11 protein-coding genes are annotated in these 16,218 nt (G+C 63.5%); 8 read left to right on the plus strand and 3 right to left on the minus strand.

What is annotated here, in order from left to right; translation table 11 throughout:
* Nucleotides 1-90: 90 nt before the first annotated feature.
* From carB to HQ394_RS03755, 3 genes are all read left to right on the plus strand, one after another.
* Nucleotides 91-3,381: a carbamoyl-phosphate synthase large subunit gene (gene carB / locus HQ394_RS03745; protein ID WP_190262084.1), complete on the plus strand. Its 3,291-nt coding sequence runs from the start codon at nucleotides 91-93 to the stop codon at nucleotides 3,379-3,381.
* A 185-nt stretch (nucleotides 3,382-3,566) separates the two neighbouring features.
* Nucleotides 3,567-4,025 carry a transcription elongation factor GreA gene (gene greA / locus HQ394_RS03750; protein WP_190262085.1) on the plus strand — a complete coding sequence of 153 codons (459 nt, stop codon included), beginning with the start codon at nucleotides 3,567-3,569 and terminating at the stop codon, nucleotides 4,023-4,025.
* Nucleotides 4,026-4,141: 116 nt separating this feature from the next.
* Nucleotides 4,142-5,137, plus strand: a complete 996-nt coding sequence (locus tag HQ394_RS03755) for a phosphoribosylaminoimidazolesuccinocarboxamide synthase (RefSeq protein ID WP_190262086.1) — start codon at nucleotides 4,142-4,144, stop codon at nucleotides 5,135-5,137.
* A 70-nt stretch (nucleotides 5,138-5,207) separates the two neighbouring features.
* Here HQ394_RS03755 and HQ394_RS03760 read toward each other — a convergent pair whose 3' ends face one another.
* Nucleotides 5,208-5,714: an Lrp/AsnC family transcriptional regulator gene (locus tag HQ394_RS03760; RefSeq protein ID WP_190262087.1), complete on the minus strand. Its 507-nt coding sequence runs from the start codon at nucleotides 5,712-5,714 to the stop codon at nucleotides 5,208-5,210.
* A gap of 204 nt (nucleotides 5,715-5,918) precedes the next feature.
* On the opposite strand from HQ394_RS03760, the gene trxB reads away from it, so the two are divergent.
* The 4 genes from trxB to HQ394_RS19475 all read left to right on the plus strand — a co-directional run bounded on the left by trxB (nucleotide 5,919) and on the right by HQ394_RS19475 (nucleotide 8,792).
* The gene (gene trxB / locus HQ394_RS03765; protein ID WP_190262088.1) at nucleotides 5,919-6,887 is read left to right on the plus strand and encodes a thioredoxin-disulfide reductase; all 969 of its coding nucleotides are present in this window, start codon (nucleotides 5,919-5,921) and stop codon (nucleotides 6,885-6,887) included.
* A 115-nt stretch (nucleotides 6,888-7,002) separates the two neighbouring features.
* Complete coding sequence (locus HQ394_RS03770; RefSeq protein WP_190263109.1) at nucleotides 7,003-7,893, plus strand: LysR family transcriptional regulator; 891 nt, start codon at nucleotides 7,003-7,005, stop codon at nucleotides 7,891-7,893.
* 158 nt (nucleotides 7,894-8,051) lie between these two features.
* Nucleotides 8,052-8,528: a M48 family metallopeptidase gene (locus HQ394_RS03775; protein ID WP_456151527.1), complete on the plus strand. Its 477-nt coding sequence runs from the start codon at nucleotides 8,052-8,054 to the stop codon at nucleotides 8,526-8,528.
* A gap of 96 nt (nucleotides 8,529-8,624) precedes the next feature.
* Nucleotides 8,625-8,792 (plus strand): hypothetical protein, encoded by a 168-nt coding sequence (locus HQ394_RS19475; RefSeq protein ID WP_223291826.1) that lies wholly within the window; start codon nucleotides 8,625-8,627, stop codon nucleotides 8,790-8,792.
* Nucleotides 8,793-9,412: 620 nt separating this feature from the next.
* Here the strand turns inward: HQ394_RS19475 and HQ394_RS03780 are convergent.
* On the minus strand, nucleotides 9,413-11,482 hold the full coding sequence (locus HQ394_RS03780) for an elongation factor G (RefSeq protein WP_456151528.1): 2,070 nt from the start codon (nucleotides 11,480-11,482) through the stop codon (nucleotides 9,413-9,415).
* A 166-nt stretch (nucleotides 11,483-11,648) separates the two neighbouring features.
* A complete protein-coding gene (locus HQ394_RS03785) occupies nucleotides 11,649-14,609 on the minus strand; it encodes a DUF547 domain-containing protein (RefSeq protein ID WP_190262090.1) in 2,961 nt (986 codons plus the stop codon).
* Nucleotides 14,610-14,852: 243 nt separating this feature from the next.
* Between HQ394_RS03785 and HQ394_RS03790 the strand changes: the two genes are divergently transcribed.
* The gene (locus HQ394_RS03790; protein ID WP_190262091.1) at nucleotides 14,853-16,205 is read left to right on the plus strand and encodes a TrkH family potassium uptake protein; all 1,353 of its coding nucleotides are present in this window, start codon (nucleotides 14,853-14,855) and stop codon (nucleotides 16,203-16,205) included.
* Nucleotides 16,206-16,218 lie beyond the last annotated feature (13 nt).

Raw genomic sequence — 16,218 nt, forward strand, 5'->3', positions numbered from 1 at the left:
TCCCGCGGCAACTGCGGCAACGGGCGGGCGCGCGCTTTTCTTTCTCAGTCCGCCCCTGCTTTTTCGCCATTTCCAGGTCGCCATCCCAGGTTGAAGGTCCATGCCGAAGCGCGANNTGACATCCAATCGATCCTGATCATCGGCGCCGGACCGATCATCATCGGCCAAGCCTGCGAGTTCGACTATTCGGGCACGCAAGCCTGCAAAGCCCTGAAGGACGAGGGCTACCGGGTCATTCTGGTCAACTCCAATCCGGCGACGATCATGACCGACCCCGGTCTCGCCGATGCCACCTACATCGAGCCGATCACCGCCGCGACCATTGAGAAAATCATCGAGCGCGAACGTCCGGATGCGCTGCTGCCCACCATGGGCGGCCAGACGGCGCTGAATGCGGCGATGGAACTCTATCACAACGGCAGCCTCGATCGCCTCGGCGTCGAGATGATTGGCGCGCGTGCCGACGTGATCGCCAAGGCGGAAGATCGGCAGTTGTTCCGCGATGCGATGGCCAAGATCGGTCTCGAATGCCCGAAGAGCCGCACCGTCCGCTCGCTCGACGAGGCCTGGGAAGTGGTGCAGGCGATCGGGCTGCCGCTGATCATCCGCCCGTCCTTCACCCTCGGCGGCACCGGCGGCGGCATCGCCTATAACGCCAACGAATTGGAGCGCATCGTCGCCGGTGGCCTCGCCGCCTCGCCGGCGCGCCAAGTGCTGATCGAGGAATCGGTTCTCGGCTGGAAAGAGTTCGAGATGGAGGTCGTCCGCGATCGCGCGGACAACTGCATCATCATCTGCTCGATCGAGAACGTCGATCCCATGGGCGTCCATACCGGTGATTCGATCACCGTCGCTCCGGCGCTGACGCTGACCGACAAAGAATACCAGATCATGCGCAACGCCTCGATCGCGGTGCTGCGCGAGATCGGCGTCGACACCGGTGGATCCAACGTCCAGTTTGCCATCAATCCAGACGACGGCCGGATGGTGGTGATCGAGATGAACCCGCGCGTTTCCCGTTCCTCGGCGCTGGCCTCGAAGGCAACCGGCTTCCCCATCGCCAAGATCGCCGCCAAGCTGGCGGTCGGTTACCACCTCGACGAACTGGGCAACGATATTACCGGCGTCACCCCGGCCGCCTTTGAACCGACCATCGACTACATCGTCACCAAGATCCCCCGCTTCACCTTCGAGAAATTCCCCGGCGCCGACCCGCTCTTGACCACGTCGATGAAGTCGGTGGGCGAGGCGATGGCGATCGGCCGCTGCTTCGCCGAATCGCTGCAGAAGGGGTTGCGGTCGATGGAGACCGGGCTGTCCGGACTGAACGAGGTGCACATCGCCGATACGTCGCGCGACGGGCTGCGGGTAGCCCTGGCGGAGCCGCGGCCCGATCGGGTGCTGGTGATTGCGCAGGCGTTCCGCCATGGCCTCGATCTGGAGCAGATCTACGCCGCCTGCCATTACGACCGCTGGTTCCTCGAACAGATCAAGGCGCTGGTGGAGGAGGAGGAAAACATTCGCCGCCATGGCCTGGCGGGCGANCACCCCAGCCTGCAGCGGCTGAAACGACTGGGCTTCTCCGATCAGCGGCTGGCCGAACTGAGTGGCAAGCGCGTCGTCGACGTGACGCAGCGGCGCCATCTCCTTGACGTTGCGCCGGTGTTCAAGCGGGTCGACACCTGCGCCGCCGAGTTTCCCACCCAGACCTCCTACATGTACTCCACCTACGAGGACAGCCACCACATTCCGGGCGGCTGCGAGGCGGAGCCGTCGGACCGCACCAAGGTAGTCATCCTCGGCGGCGGACCGAATAGGATCGGCCAGGGGATCGAGTTCGACTACTGCTGTGTGCACGCGGTGCTTGCTCTGCGCGACGCCGGGTACGAAGCGATCATGATCAACTGCAATCCGGAGACCGTCTCCACCGATTACGACACCTCGGACCGCCTCTATTTCGAGCCGCTGACCGACGAGGACGTGATCGAGGTCCTCCACCGCGAGCAGTCGCGCGGCACCCTGAAGGGGGTGATCGTCCAATTGGGCGGCCAGACGCCGCTGAAGCTGGCGCGGGCGCTGAACGATGCCGGCATCCCGATCCTCGGCACCTCTCCCGACGCCATCGATCTCGCCGAGGACCGCCACCGCTTCCAGACCCTGCTGCAACGCCTCGGATTGCTGCAGCCGGCGAACGGGATCGCCGCCTCTTGGGATGAGGCAAAAGCGGTCGCGCAGCAGATTGGCTTCCCCCTCGTCATTCGTCCATCCTACGTCCTGGGCGGCCGGGCGATGGAGATCATCCACAATGCCGAACAGCTTGACGCGTATTTCGAGCGTTTGATCTATCAGAAGATGCAAGGTCTCGACAAAGCGATTACCATTTCAGTCAAATATCCGGTGCTCCTCGACAAGTATCTCGCAGATGCCATCGAGGTCGATGTGGACGCGATCGCCGATGGCGAGAACGAGTATATCGCCGGGGTCATGCAGCACGTGGAAGAGGCCGGCATTCATTCCGGCGACTCGGCCTGTTCACTGCCGCCGCACACGCTTTCGCTGGCTATCGTCGACGAATTGGAAAAACAGACCAGAGCACTTGCCCGGGCGCTCGGTGTTGTCGGGCTGATGAATGTGCAGTTCGCCGTCAAGGACCGCGAGATCTACATCCTCGAAGTCAATCCGCGTGCCAGCCGAACCATCCCCTTCGTCGCCAAGGCAACCGGCGTCCCCGTCGCCAAGGTGGCGGCGCGGATCATGGCCGGCGAGCGACTCGCCGATTTTGGTCTCGTCAAACGACCACACCCGGGCCACGTGTCGGTGAAAGAGGCGGTGTTTCCCTTCTCGCGCTTCCCCGGTGTGGACATCATCCTCGGCCCGGAGATGAAATCCACTGGTGAGGTGATGGGAATCGGCGCGACGTTCCCCATCGCCTTCGCCAAATCGCAACTCGGCGCCGGCACGGCACTGCCGTCGCAGGGAACGGCGTTTATTTCCGTACGCGAAAAGGACAAAATACCGGCAACGGGTCTGGCGCAGCGTCTGGTTGCCATGGGCTTCAACCTGATGGCGACCCCCGGCACCGCACGCGACCTGGAAGCGCAGGGACTGCCGGTGCGGCACATCAACAAGGTGCAGCAGGGCCGTCCGCATTGCGAGGACGCTATCATCAACGGCGAGGTGCAGTTGGTGATCAACACCACCGAAGGCGCGAAGGCGATCAAGGACTCACTGTCGATCCGCCGGTCGGCGTTGATGAAAAACATCCCTCACTATACGACCATCGCCGGTGCCGCCGCCGCCGTCGCCGCGATCGAGGCGCTCCGGGCCGGCGATTGCCTTGAAGTGCGGCCAATCCAAAACTATCATCAGGGGTCTTTCTGAGGCCGGGGGTGATCTGCCCTCAATGACGGCGTGCTGTCGGCGTAAGCGGGCGCCCTAGGGGGCAATCGCCTTTGGGTGCCTTTACGTCTCCAGGCAATCGCGTCTTAATGCGCTTGTGGTCTTGAGTCTTTCGCGCGACGTATCGCTGTCCTCGTGAAGCGAGGTGAGGAAATGGAAAAATCCCGATGACCCGGGACGGTTTAACGCGACTTGAAGACGAACATAGGCGGCTGCGTTCGGAGGAACGGCCGGCAGTTATCCGCGCCATCGCCGAGGCGCGCGAACACGGGGACCTGTCGGAAAACGCCGAATATCACGCTGCTCGTGAGCGTCAGAGCTTTATCGAAGGCCGCATCGTTGAACTGGACGACATCATCAGCCGGGCGCAGGTGATCGATACCTCGTCACTGTCGGGTGACATCATTCGCTTCGGGGCGACGGTGTTGCTGACCGACGAGGATACGGAAGAAGAAGCCACCTACCGCATCGTCGGCAGTCACGAGGCAGACGCCGGCGCCGGTCTGCTGTCGGTCACTTCGCCGCTCGGCCGCGCGCTCATCGGCCGGACGTTGGGCGACATCGTCGAGGTCAGGGCGCCGCGCGGTTCACGGACGTACGAAGTGGTCAAGATCACCTACAGCTAGCCAGCCGCGACCACCCTCCTGCTTTTTCCATCCGGCATCGAGACATGTCGTCACGGTTCTCGACGGGCGGTTATCGATCGGTCGGCGAAACCCCAGTCTTAGACGCAGGTGCCCCGATGAGCAGCGATTTTTCCACCACGATTGCCGCGCGCCTCGACGACACGCTGACCGACGCTGCGTTCACTGACATCCCCGGCCACAGCCGCGGCAAGGTGCGCGACAACTATGATCTGGCGGATGGCCGGCGGATCCTGATCGCCACCGACCGGCAGAGCGCCTTCGACCAGGTGCTTGCGGCGGTGCCCTTCAAAGGGCAGGTGCTGACGGCGACGGCGCGGTTCTGGTTCGAGGCGACCGCCGACATCGCCCCCAACCACGTACTCGCCTTTCCCGACCCGAACGTGACCGTGGCGAAGCGGCTCGCAATGCTGCCGGTGGAAGTGGTGGTGCGCGACTATCTCACCGGCTCCACCGCCACCTCCATCTGGCCGATGTATCGCGCCGGTGGCCGCTCGCTCTACGGCTATCAGCTGCCGGACGGGCTGCGGATCAATCAGCAGCTGCCGCAGACCCTGATCACGCCGACGACCAAAGGCGCCGACGGCCGCCATGACGAGCCGATCACCGCCGCCGAGATCGTCGAGCGGGGACTGCTGCCGCAGCCGGTGTGGGACGAGGTAGCGGCGCTGGCGCTCAGCCTGTTCGCCCGCGGCCGCGCCATCGCCGCCGAGCGGGGACTGATTCTCGTCGATACCAAGTACGAGTTCGGCCTCGATGCCGAGGGCCGGGTGGTGCTGGCCGACGAGGTGCATACGCCGGACTCGAGCCGCTACTGGCGGGCGGCCACCTATGTGGACCGCTTCAGCGTCGGCGACGAACCGGAAGCACTCGACAAGGATTTCCTTCGACGCTGGATCATCGCCCGCTGCGACCCCTACCACCAGCCGATACCGGTCATCCCGGCCGAGACGCTGATCGCCTTCAGCCAGCGCTATATCACCCTCTACGAGATAATCACCGGCGCCAGCTTCGTCCCGCCGCCGCCGACACCGCCGCTCCGCGCGCGTATCTACGACAATCTCCAGCGGTATCTTGCGGGCAGCGCCGGCTAGTTACCTGGGAGTTATCAAGGAGTTATCGGGGATCAGGGCTGATTGCCCGGGCATCGGCTGGCGCGACGCCCTACTCCGCCTCCGCTTCGAATACATCGTCGCTGTCCAGTTCGATCGGCACCCCCGGCTGGAACTTGGAATTGCGGATCGACAGCGCCGTCTTCACGTTCGTGACGTTGGGTGCAGCGGTCAACGTCGTGGTCAGGAATTGCTCGTAAGCCACCCAGTCTTCGGCGACGATTTTCAAGAGAAAGTCGGTTTCGCCGGCGAGCATGTAGCACTCGCGGACCTGCGGCCATTCGTTGACACGGGCTTCAAACGCCTGCAGGTCCGCTTCCGCCTGGCTTGCCAATCCCACGTGAGCGAAAACCGTGACGTTGAAGCCGAGCGCCTTCGGGTCCAGGTCGGCGTAGTAGCCACGGATGTAACCTGCCTCCTCCAGCGCCCGTACCCGGCGCAGGCAGGGCGGGGCGGAAATGCCCGCCCGACGCGCCAGTTCCACGTTGGTGATGCGCCCGTCGGCCTGCAAATCACGCAGGATCCGCTGATCAATTCTGTCGAGTTTAACCCGCCTCACGGTCCCTGTTCCCCTGGAACTAGTTTGCGAGATATGGATACCAGGCGGCACGCCCCACATAGGCATGGTAGCGACGCGGGTCTGGCGGAAGACCCGGCTACCGTTACCCGCTCTTGCGCGGTGCAGCAATGATTCATATTGTTATAGCCTTAGAATGCGCTTCCCTGGCACTCTCATTTTCCAGTCTGCAGAACGTTGGACCGCATGGGCGAGTTGTACGAAAGCAAGATTCTGATCATCGGCTCGGGCCCCGCCGGCTATACGGCAGCGATCTACGCAGCACGCGCCAACCTGCAGCCGCTACTGGTGCGTGGCGTGCAGCCAGGTGGTCAGCTGACCATCACCACCGAGGTGGAGAACTATCCCGGCTATGCCGAGGCGGTCCAGGGGCCTTGGATGATGGAGCAGATGGAGCAGCAGGCGGCGCGCGTGGGCACCCGGCTGGTGGATGATACCATCGTCTCCGTCGATTTCAGCCGCCGGCCTTTCGTCGCCATCGGCGATTCCGGTGATAGCTACCGCAGCGACGCGGTGCTTGTCTGCACCGGAGCTTCGGCGCGGTGGCTCGAACTCCCGAGCGAACAACGGTTTAAGGGCTACGGCGTATCCGCCTGTGCAACCTGCGATGGTTTCTTCTTCCGAGGCAAGACGGTCGCCGTGATCGGCGGCGGCAATACCGCGGTGGAAGAAGCGCTCTACCTCACCAACTTTGCCAGCAAAGTGGTGCTGATTCACCGTCGCAATCAGCTCCGGGCGGAGCAAATCCTGCAGGACCGGCTGGCACACAACAGGCGAATAACAGTTGTCTGGAACCATGTTGTGGAAGATATTGTTGGTGTCGATGATCCTCCTGGGGTAACGGGCATTCGCCTCCGCAATGTGGAGACCGGTGCAACACAATCCTTGGCCCTCGACGGAGTGTTCGTCGCCATTGGGCATACACCCAATACCGAGATTTTTCGTGGCCAACTGACCGTGGATCACGAAGGATATATAATAACAAAACCAGACAGTACGGTCACAAATATTCCCGGCGTTTTCGCCGCGGGCGATGTCCGGGATAAAATATTTCGACAGGCGGTAACAGCTGCCGGTAACGGATGCATGGCAGCGTTAGAGGCGGAGCGTTTTCTCGCGGCGGACGAACATCGGACGGCGGTTGCCGCCGAGTAAGGTTTCCAGACGACGTCGATCGCGCAGAAACGAAACGTGGATAGGAGCGAACCTCGCCCCTAGCGGGGGCGCGTGGGGTTGAGCCGGACACGCGGGGACCGAACTGGCGATGGCGATGGACTGGGACAAGCTGCGGGTTTTTCACGCCGTCGCCGAAGCAGGCAGTTTCACCCATGCGGGCGAGACACTCAATCTCAGTCAGTCGGCGGTGAGCCGGCAGGTCAGCGCGCTGGAAGAAGCGCTGCAAGTGCCCCTGTTTCATCGCCATGCCCGCGGCCTGATGCTGACCGAGCAGGGAGAAATCCTGTTCAAAACCGCGCGCGAGGTGCTGGCCAAGCTCAACATGGCGGAAGCACGAATCATCGAAAGCCGCGAACGACCCAAAGGGCCGCTGAAGATCACCACGACGATCGCCTTCGGCTCGATTTGGCTGGCACCCCGGCTGAAGGAGTTTCTCGAAGCGAACCCCGATATCGAAGTCTCGCTGATGCTCACCGACGATGAACTGGATCTGTCGATGCGCGAGGCCGACGTCGCGATCAGGATGACCACCCCCACCCAATCCGACCTGATCCAACGGCGGATGATGACGCTGAAGTACCACGTGTTCGCCGCTCCGGCGTACATCGAGCGCTACGGTGCGCCGCTCGGCATGGAGGATTTGGACAGCCATCGCTTGGTGGTGTTCGGCGAGGATGTGCGCCTGCCGGTACCGACGCTGAACTGGCTGCTCGAAGCCGGTTTGAAAAACGGCAGCAAGCGGAAGGCCTTTCTCAAGGTAAACAGCACCTACGCTATTTTTCGCGCGGTACAGAGCGGCATTGGCATCGGCGCCCTGCCCCACTACCTCAACCAGGAAGCCGGCAACCTGGTGGAGATTCTCCCCGACGTGCAGGGACCAGAGCTTGACATGTACTTCGTTTATCCAGAGGAGCTGCGGCACTCCAACCGGATCGGCCTGTTTCGCGATTTTCTGCTGCGGAAAGTCGAAGATTTGGCCCGCTGACCACGCAACCGCTGCATCATCTCATCGTTGAATAGTCTGTCCTGGACGCAAGAGACCTCATGCGACGCATTCTCGTTTCGATGACGTTGGCGTTGAACCTTGCCGGGGTGCTGAGCCTCGCTGGTTGCGCCACCAGCCCCACCGGCCGCTCGCAACTGATGATCGTGCCGGAAAGCTACGCCATCTCCTCCTCGGCGCAGGCCTACCGCCAGGAGATNCACCCCTATGCACGTCAGGGCAAGCTGGACGATAACCCGGCGACCACCGAGCGAGTGCGCACCATAGCCGCCCGGATCGTTGCGCAGGCGGTGGCCGCGCGGCCCGACACCCGGTCCTGGCAATGGCAGGTCGCCGTACTCGACGATCCGAAAACGGTAAATGCCTGGGCGATGGCCGGCGGCAAGATCGCCGTCTACACCGGACTCATTGAACAGATTCAGCCAACCGACGACGAACTGGCGCAGGTCATCGGCCACGAGGTCGGACACGCCATTGCCGCCCATTCGGCGGAGCAGATGTCGGTGGCACTGGCAACCCAGCTCGGCGTCAGCGCACTGGCGATTGCCATCAACAGNTCCCCAGGCGGCGACGCTCGGTGCTCAGGCGGCGCAGTTGGGAATCACCTTGCCCTATAGCCGCAGCGCGGAGACCGAAGCCGACCGGATCGGNNCATCGAACTCGCGGCCAAAGCCGGCTACGATCCACACGCCGCGGTCAGCCTGTGGCAGAAAATGGGGAAAGCCTCGTCGGGCAACAGCTCGCCGGAGTTTCTCAGCACCCACCCCGCCCCCGAACATCGGGAGGCAACGCTGGCGGCGCTGGTCCCGCAGATGCAGCCCTACTACCTCCAGGCCAAAAACAACCCGCCTCCCAGCTACCCACTCGCCCGCGCAAACTAAGCCCAAGCGAGTGCCCATTCCGGGGCTGTCAGCGGCTGCCGAGAGCGAGCGGCGGAACCGAATGCTGAAATCGGCCGGTCGCCGTGCCAACGTATCGCGCATGCGAACTTGACCAACCGGGCCGCGACCGCTTCTCCTGCTCGCGCAAATTATTTTTATTCTAACTCCGCCCTCATGCGCCGGGCGCATGAGGGGTCTGCAAATTTTGGTGCTAGCCCCTGCGCTAGGATTTCCTTATATATGACTTCTCTCTGCTGCATTGCAGCATCGGAATTCGGACTTTTCGGGTGCAATGCCCGGGAAGAGGGGCTCGTGAGAACGAGTCCCGTCTCCCAGACGTGAAGCCTCCCTGTTGGACTTGCCGGGCCGTAAAAGGCCCGGCATTTTTTTTGTCCGCTGCCCGACGCTGTCCCGATTCATCGCCCTCGACACCCAGCAATCACAGCCCGCTTGATGCAGGAAGCGCCAATAGCCGCATGGTCGAGCACAGGCGATGCCGGCGCGCCCCGCTACGGTGCTGATGTGCAAGTAAACAGCCCACCACGTCTTCGCTTGCCCCACCGCCCCCGGAACTGTTCCGGTCAGGGCGGGTCATGCTCGCGTTGCGGACGGCGACGAGCCTAGCTCGCCAGTGCCTGCGTACGCTGCGCCACTACCTCGTCTGCCAACTTGCCGGACAGTTCCTGCAGGTGGTCAAAGGTCCAGGCGAAGGTGCCGACGCCGAGGGTCGACGAGCGGAGTTCGACGATCAGGCCATGCATCTCCGATTGGGGCAGCAACACCGTCACCTCGTCCCAGCCCGGCCAATCGGCGCGCGCCTCGTATCCCAGGATCTGGCCACGCCGGCCGCTGGCAATCCGCTGCACACGGGCGATAAATTCGCTCGGAACCGAAATCCTGACGTTGAAGATCGGCTCCAGCAGCACCGGCTGGCACTTCGGCATGCCCTCGCGCATGGCCAGTTGCGCCGCCTTGCGAAACGCCATGTCGGAGGAATCGACCGTGTGATACTGGCCATCGGTCAGGGTCACGCATAGGTCAACGACAGGAAATCCCAGCGGTCCGCGCTGCAGATACTCGCGCACACCCAGGTCCACCGCCGGAATGTACTGCTTCGGCACGACACCGCCGGTGATCTTTTCCTTGAACTCGAAACCGGCACCGCGCGGCAGGGGGCNGATCTCCACGTGAATATCGCCGAATTCGCCGTGCCCTCCCGATTGCTTCTTGTGGCGGGCGTGCTGGCTGACCTGGCCGCGGATCGTCTCCTTATAGGGAACCTGCGGCCGGCGATGGGTGACCTGAATATTGAACCGGTTGCGCAGCCGATCGATGGCGATGGCCAGATGCATCTCGCCCTGGCCCCAAAGCAGAAACTCGCCGGTATCCGGATCGTGTCCGTACGACAAGGATGGATCCTCGTCCGCAAGCCGAGCGAGGGCGCTGGTCAGCTTCACCTCGTCCGAGCGTTGCGCCGGCTGCACGGCCAGTGCGAACAACGGCGTCAGCGGCAAGGGCCAGTCCGCCGCTGCCGGTTTCCCCGACGGCGAGAGCACCTGGCCCACCTGCGCACCTTCGAGACGACCGAGAGCCACAACTTCGCCAACCCCGGCTTTCGGCTGCTTCTCCAGCTTCTGGCCGAGCGGCCGATTGACGCCGGAGATGCGATCGCCGTTGAGCGTCATCCCGTCGGTCACCTCGCCGGCAAAGACACGGACGAAGGAGAGTTTGCCGGTGTGCGAAGCGTGCAGCGTCTTGAAAACCCGCATGCACGGTTCGCCGATGGCATCGAGGCCCATCCTCTCCGCCGTCGTTGACGGTTCCGGCGACTCGTGACGCAATGCCTTCAACAGCCGGGTGACGCCGTGCATGCTTTCCGCCGAGCCGAAAAACACCGGCACGATAAGGTCTGCCTGCAGGTCGCGGGCGAGCCCGGCGTAGATCTCGTCCGAACCCGGGACCACATCCTCAAGCAGCTTCTCTAACAGCCCGTCGTCGTAGTCAGCGATCGTCTCCAGCATCCCCGCCCGGGCTTCCTTCTCCCGGTCGGAGATCACCTCCGGCAACGAGATCAACTCCGAACGCTTGCCCTCGCTCCAGCGGAAGGCGCGCTCACTTACCAGATCGACGAAGCCGGTGATCCGGTCACCGTCGCGAATCGGCACCTGGCGCAGCACCAGCGGCCGTGTGGACAGGCCCTGCAGCGCTTCCAGCATCGCCCGAACACTGGCACCGGGGGTGTCCACCTTGTTGATAAATAAGATGTGCGGGATCTTCCGCTCATCGAGAAAGCGCAGGAGCGGCGCCAGGGTCAGCACCTTCTGCGGCTCCGGCTCGCAGACGACGACGGCGGCATCGACGATCATCAGTGCCTGATACGCGTCCTGAATGAGTTCGATGGAGCCGGGACAATCGATAAAGCTCCAGGTGTCGCCGAGGTAGTCCGTCACCGCTACGCTCATCTCGGTCGACATCTGGCGCGCGCGCGCCTCCGCCGAGGCATCGCCCACCGTCGTTCCATCGCGCACGGTGCCACGGCGGCCGACGGCGCCGGTGGTCATCAGGATACTTTCGAGAAGCGTCGTCTTGCCACTGAGATACGGGCCGACAAGTGCCGCGCAACGCGGCGCGGAAGGCGATCGAGTGCTCAAAGCAGTCCTCCCGGGACATTCTTGTTTTTCGCTGGCCACGAGCGCCGAGAGCGCGACGACCAAGCTGCTAAGGCTACCGGCTGAGCAAGAGGAATCAAGAAAAAGCCGGCAGGCCGATTGCCGAACCCGCGAACGCCTTGGCGCAGGGTTAACCTGCGGTTGCCGTCTGCACCAACGAAATCTCCAACCCTGCTTCGCCGGGCAACTAGTGGATATCGTTCAGCTGCCAGTCGTAGTCGAGAAACCCGATGGGCACGCTAGCATCGCGGATCGCCGCTTGGTCCGCCGGATCCTCGGCCAGTTCGTCGGCAAACAGGGCGAGCGTCGCCGCAACCGAATTGAACCCGCGGTGGCCCTGGGCGAAATCGCTGCCGTACCAGTCGAAGATGAGGGATACATCGAGCCGGCGGCCAACCGGGTCATAACGGTTGCGTGTCCGGTCGGCGAGAAACCGCCGCATCCCGTCATCGAGCTGTGCATCGAGCCGATCGGCGACATAGGCCTCGTTGCGTAGCATCGGGCAACCGACCGACGCACAGACGAGGGCAAAGTGAACCCTTGGATCGTCGAAGGCACCCGGCTTGCGGATCATGCCGTGCTCAATGTCGTCGAGACTGCGGCGACTACCGAGCAAGAAAAAGAACGGCTCCTTCCATGGCGAGCTGAAGGTGCTGCCCAGGTCGCGGATCGAATTGAGGTCGGGATACCTGGTGAGGATCAGCTCGATGGTGAACGCATTGTAGGCGTTGATCAGGAACGCGAGACGTTGCTCCTGCGTCCATCGGGAAAACGTCGGTTCACTGACCGCCGAGATCTGCGCCAGATAGGCCTCAAGAGCGGCATGCTCGCCCTGCATCGCGGCGTAATCGACGGCGGAGCGAGTGCCGTCCGCGGCGACGACCACGTGGCGCTGCAGCAGCCCTTGCCACTCGCTGTGGCTTTGATCGAAGGGGACCGTGTTCGCCGCGGCGAGCTCGAAGCGGCGATCCATCAGGTCGGGACTGTCGAAGTGACGCCGACCGGCGAACGCAGTGGCGTGGTGGCCCCACTGCCGCATCGCGCCGGCACTCTCGATTCCCATCGGCCAGAACAGCCGGCGCTCGCCCCGCTCGGTGCCGGGCACGAGGCCGTCAGGGCCGAAGGCGCTGCGGCTACCGTCTTTCAAGGGAAGCGTCAGCAACGCATCGTAATCGATCAGCGAATAGGACGTCGCAGGCTTGCCGCTATCAACATCGACGCCGACGACGTAATGTGTCCCGCTCTCGGTGGTGACGACGATCCGTTGCGGCGGCCGCACTTCGGGCGCCGAGGTAGGGATGAACGCCCATTCTCGCTGGCCGTCCGGCGCCGGCCGGGCGACGACGCGGTCGCTGGGAAAGAACATGTGGAAGCAGCCGCAGGGATGGATCGTATCGTAGACGAGAGGACGGCCCTCGCCGTCCAACGTCACCCGGAAAACGACGCCGTCGAGGCTGCCGCCCAGCGTATCGAAGGGCCCCGCCGACGGCCGCTCGGCGAACCAGACAGTGTAAACCAGCTGGATCAACACCTGGTCGGCGAAGCGGGTGAAGACGAGATCCTGGTAGACGGATGGCCGTCCGCTATCGACCGTCGGCGCCTCGTCGCCGCGCCAGACGAGCGGACCGATCCGGTCGTAGGGGCCGTTGGTCGTCACCCGGAAGACGGGAGCATAAGTAGCGAGAAGGGTTGCGCGATCCGCTTTACGCAGTTGCGGAATGCCGAGCGGGTCACGCGGCGCGGTGGTCATGATCTCGGCCACCGTCGCCGCATCAGCGGGCTTCGCCGCCGGCGCATAGCGGACAGCGGGAGTCGCCAGTGGATGGCCTTCGATCGCCTGGAACTGACTGACCGTCTGCGCCTGCCAGCTGTCGATTCCCTTGGCGAAGGGGATGCTGACGATCGGGTAGAGGCCGAGCACCCGCTCCCAGTCGTGATAGTCGTCCGGCACCTGTGCCCGGGTGATGAGTTCGCTCCGGGTGCCCGTGCCAGCCAGGTCGCGCTGGCGGAGCGTCTCGGCACACTGGTCGGTAAGCTGTTCGATATCGGCCGGATCAGCGATGCCGAGCGTTTGCGCTGGGTCCGGCAGGTTGGCGATTTCGGCGTGACGCGCCGACCGGTCGAGGGCTTCCAGCCTGGAGAGCCAAGCGACGAAACCGGCGTCGCTGCCCGTTGCCGCCGGAGAGAAAGACGCGGTGAACCGATCGACACGTAGATAGGGATAACCCGGGATGCGATAGGCGCCGGCATCGCGCACCTCTGCGCGGTCGATGGCGGCATCAAGGTCGGCGAACCAGCGGGCACAACTGTGAACGTCACCGGCACCCGACCGGAGATCGGTGGAAAACGGTGCGTCGATCCCGGCACAACCAATGAGGAGCAAGATCGGCAACAGGGCGGCAACCAACCGCCGGCGACAGCGAACGGCGGTGCCGACGATGTTCAGCATAATCTCTCCGGGTATTCTCGCGCCATCAACTGCCTCCCCCACCTGCACAAGTCGGGAGCAAGGAGCCGTCGGCTTGGCGTCGAGCTTGAGCTGGCCCTGGCGATACAGCCCGTTGCGCCGCTCGATCTCGGCGATCATCGCCCGGAACTCGTCCTCCACCGCCTGCCGCAGTGCCCAGCCGATGATGAAGCCGGGGAGGCTGATCCCCGGCTCGACGATGCCACTCCAGCTCAGGACGAAACTGTCTTCGGCCCCTGCCACCGGATCGAGCCGGTAGGCCCCCTGGTAGGTACGGAGATTGCCACTCAAGACCCGCACCGAGATCTGCGTCGGTGGATGCTCCTCGCTCTCGACGACGATATCGATCGGGTAGCCGAGCAGACTCGCTCCAGCAGACCCCTTTTGGGCGACGACAACGCTGTTGCCACAGCGGCTGAGGGTATGGCTGGTGCTCATCCCCGGAATGAACTCCGCCAGATGGTCATAGTCGGTGAGAGTCTGCCAGATGACCTGGAGCGGTGCGTCGATCTGCGCCCGGGTGTGCACCGCAATCCCCTGAGGGGTGATACTGGCATCGACTTGGTTTTTGCTGCCCGCCGCATCGGCGGCAAGCGCCGACGCGAAGATCATCACCAGGGCGTAGAACAGGGACTGCATGGGGCGGATCAAACGCAGGTTTCTCTGCTTTGATGTCGGCAAACTGCGCTCCTCACAACGAGCCTCGCTAAGCGCGAAACGGCTGGTCTGCCGCCAGGGCTCGACAGTTGATCTGCGCCATGCGTAAAGAAGCGTCAATCAAGAGTGCGCATGCAGAACGCTGGCGCACGCGCTCGTGACCAGCAACCGGGAATCGCCACGCCGTGGTGCACGTGCGGAGCGCGAGCTATACTCGCCGCCAAAGAACGAACATCGCCCCTCCCTCCTCGACGATCGGTCCGCGGCATGCGCCTTTTCCTCGACCCCAGTCGCGTCCTTGCCCTCGGCTTTGCCTCGGCGATCCTGGTTGGTGGGGCGATCCTGGCATTGCCGATGGCACAGCGCGGCGAGCCGGTAGGTGTGCTGGATGCCATCTTCACCGCCGCCAGTGCTGTCTGTGTTACCGGCCTGACCGTCGTCGATACCGGAACCCGCTTCAATGGCTTTGGTCAGGCGATCATCCTGCTGCTGATCCAGATCGGCGGCGTTGGCATTACCACCGTCTCTACCGTGGTCTTCCTTCTGCTGCGCCAGAGCGTTTCACTGTCCAGCATGGAGGCGGTGACCGGCAGTTTCTTTCGTCACCGTGATGTCGCCTTCAGCACCCTGTTGCGCCGGGTGCTCCTATGGACCTTCGCCATCGAAGGCTGCGGCGCCGTTTTCCTCTTCCTCGAAGAAAGCCGGCGCCTCCCGCTTGCCGAGGCGCTATGGATGTCGGTGTTTCACGCGGTCAGCGCCTTCTGCAACGCCGGATTCGGCTTGCGGCCGGACAACTTGATCAGCGATCGCACCAATGCCACCATCATCCTGCCGATCACCGCCCTGATCGTGTTGGGCGGCCTCGGCTTCAGTGTCCTGACCGAAGTAGCCGACTGGCTGCGTAAGCCCACAGCCACGCGCCGGCGCCTGAGTCTGCATTCAAAGACGGCGCTGACGATGACGGCGATCCTGATCGTCGGCGGCATGCTTGCCTTTGCCGTCCTGGAACGGAAAAACATCTTCGCTCACGCCTCCTCCACCGATGTGGCGCTTACCAGCCTGCTCGCGTCGGTCACCGCCCGTACCGCCGGCTTCAGCACCGTTGACTATGGCCAACTCACCGCGGCCACGATCTACGTGACCATCGCGCTGATGCTGGTGGGAGGCTGTCCCGGCTCCACCGCCGGCGGCATCAAGGCCACCACCGTCGCCGTGATCTTCGCATTGGCCCGCGCCGGATTTCGTGGTGAGCGCTATCCGCGCCTGTTCAACCGCGGCATCCCCAGCGACGTAACCGCCAAGGCGATGATCGTCCTTGCCCTGGCGGTTTTTGCCGCCAGCCTCGCCGTCATCTTGCTGGCAGCGCTGGAGGTGAATGAGACGAGTTTGCCGCAGACCAGCCAATGGTCGCTCGGTCTGCTGTTCGAGGTGATCTCGGCATTGTGCACCGTCGGCCTGACTACCGGGATCACCCCCGAACTCGCCGCGACCGGCAAGTGCCTGCTCATCGTGCTGATGTTTATCGGCAGGCTCGGCCCGTTGACGCTGGCGGTGGCGATTTCGCGGCGGAAGCCGCGGCCACCGCTCCGCTATGCCGAAGAGCATTTGATGATCGGCTAAGGCCGATCGCGAT

Origin of the sequence: Defluviicoccus vanus, assembly GCF_014672695.1 — a bacterium.
Lineage (GTDB): Bacteria > Pseudomonadota > Alphaproteobacteria > Rhodospirillales > Defluviicoccaceae > Defluviicoccus > Defluviicoccus vanus.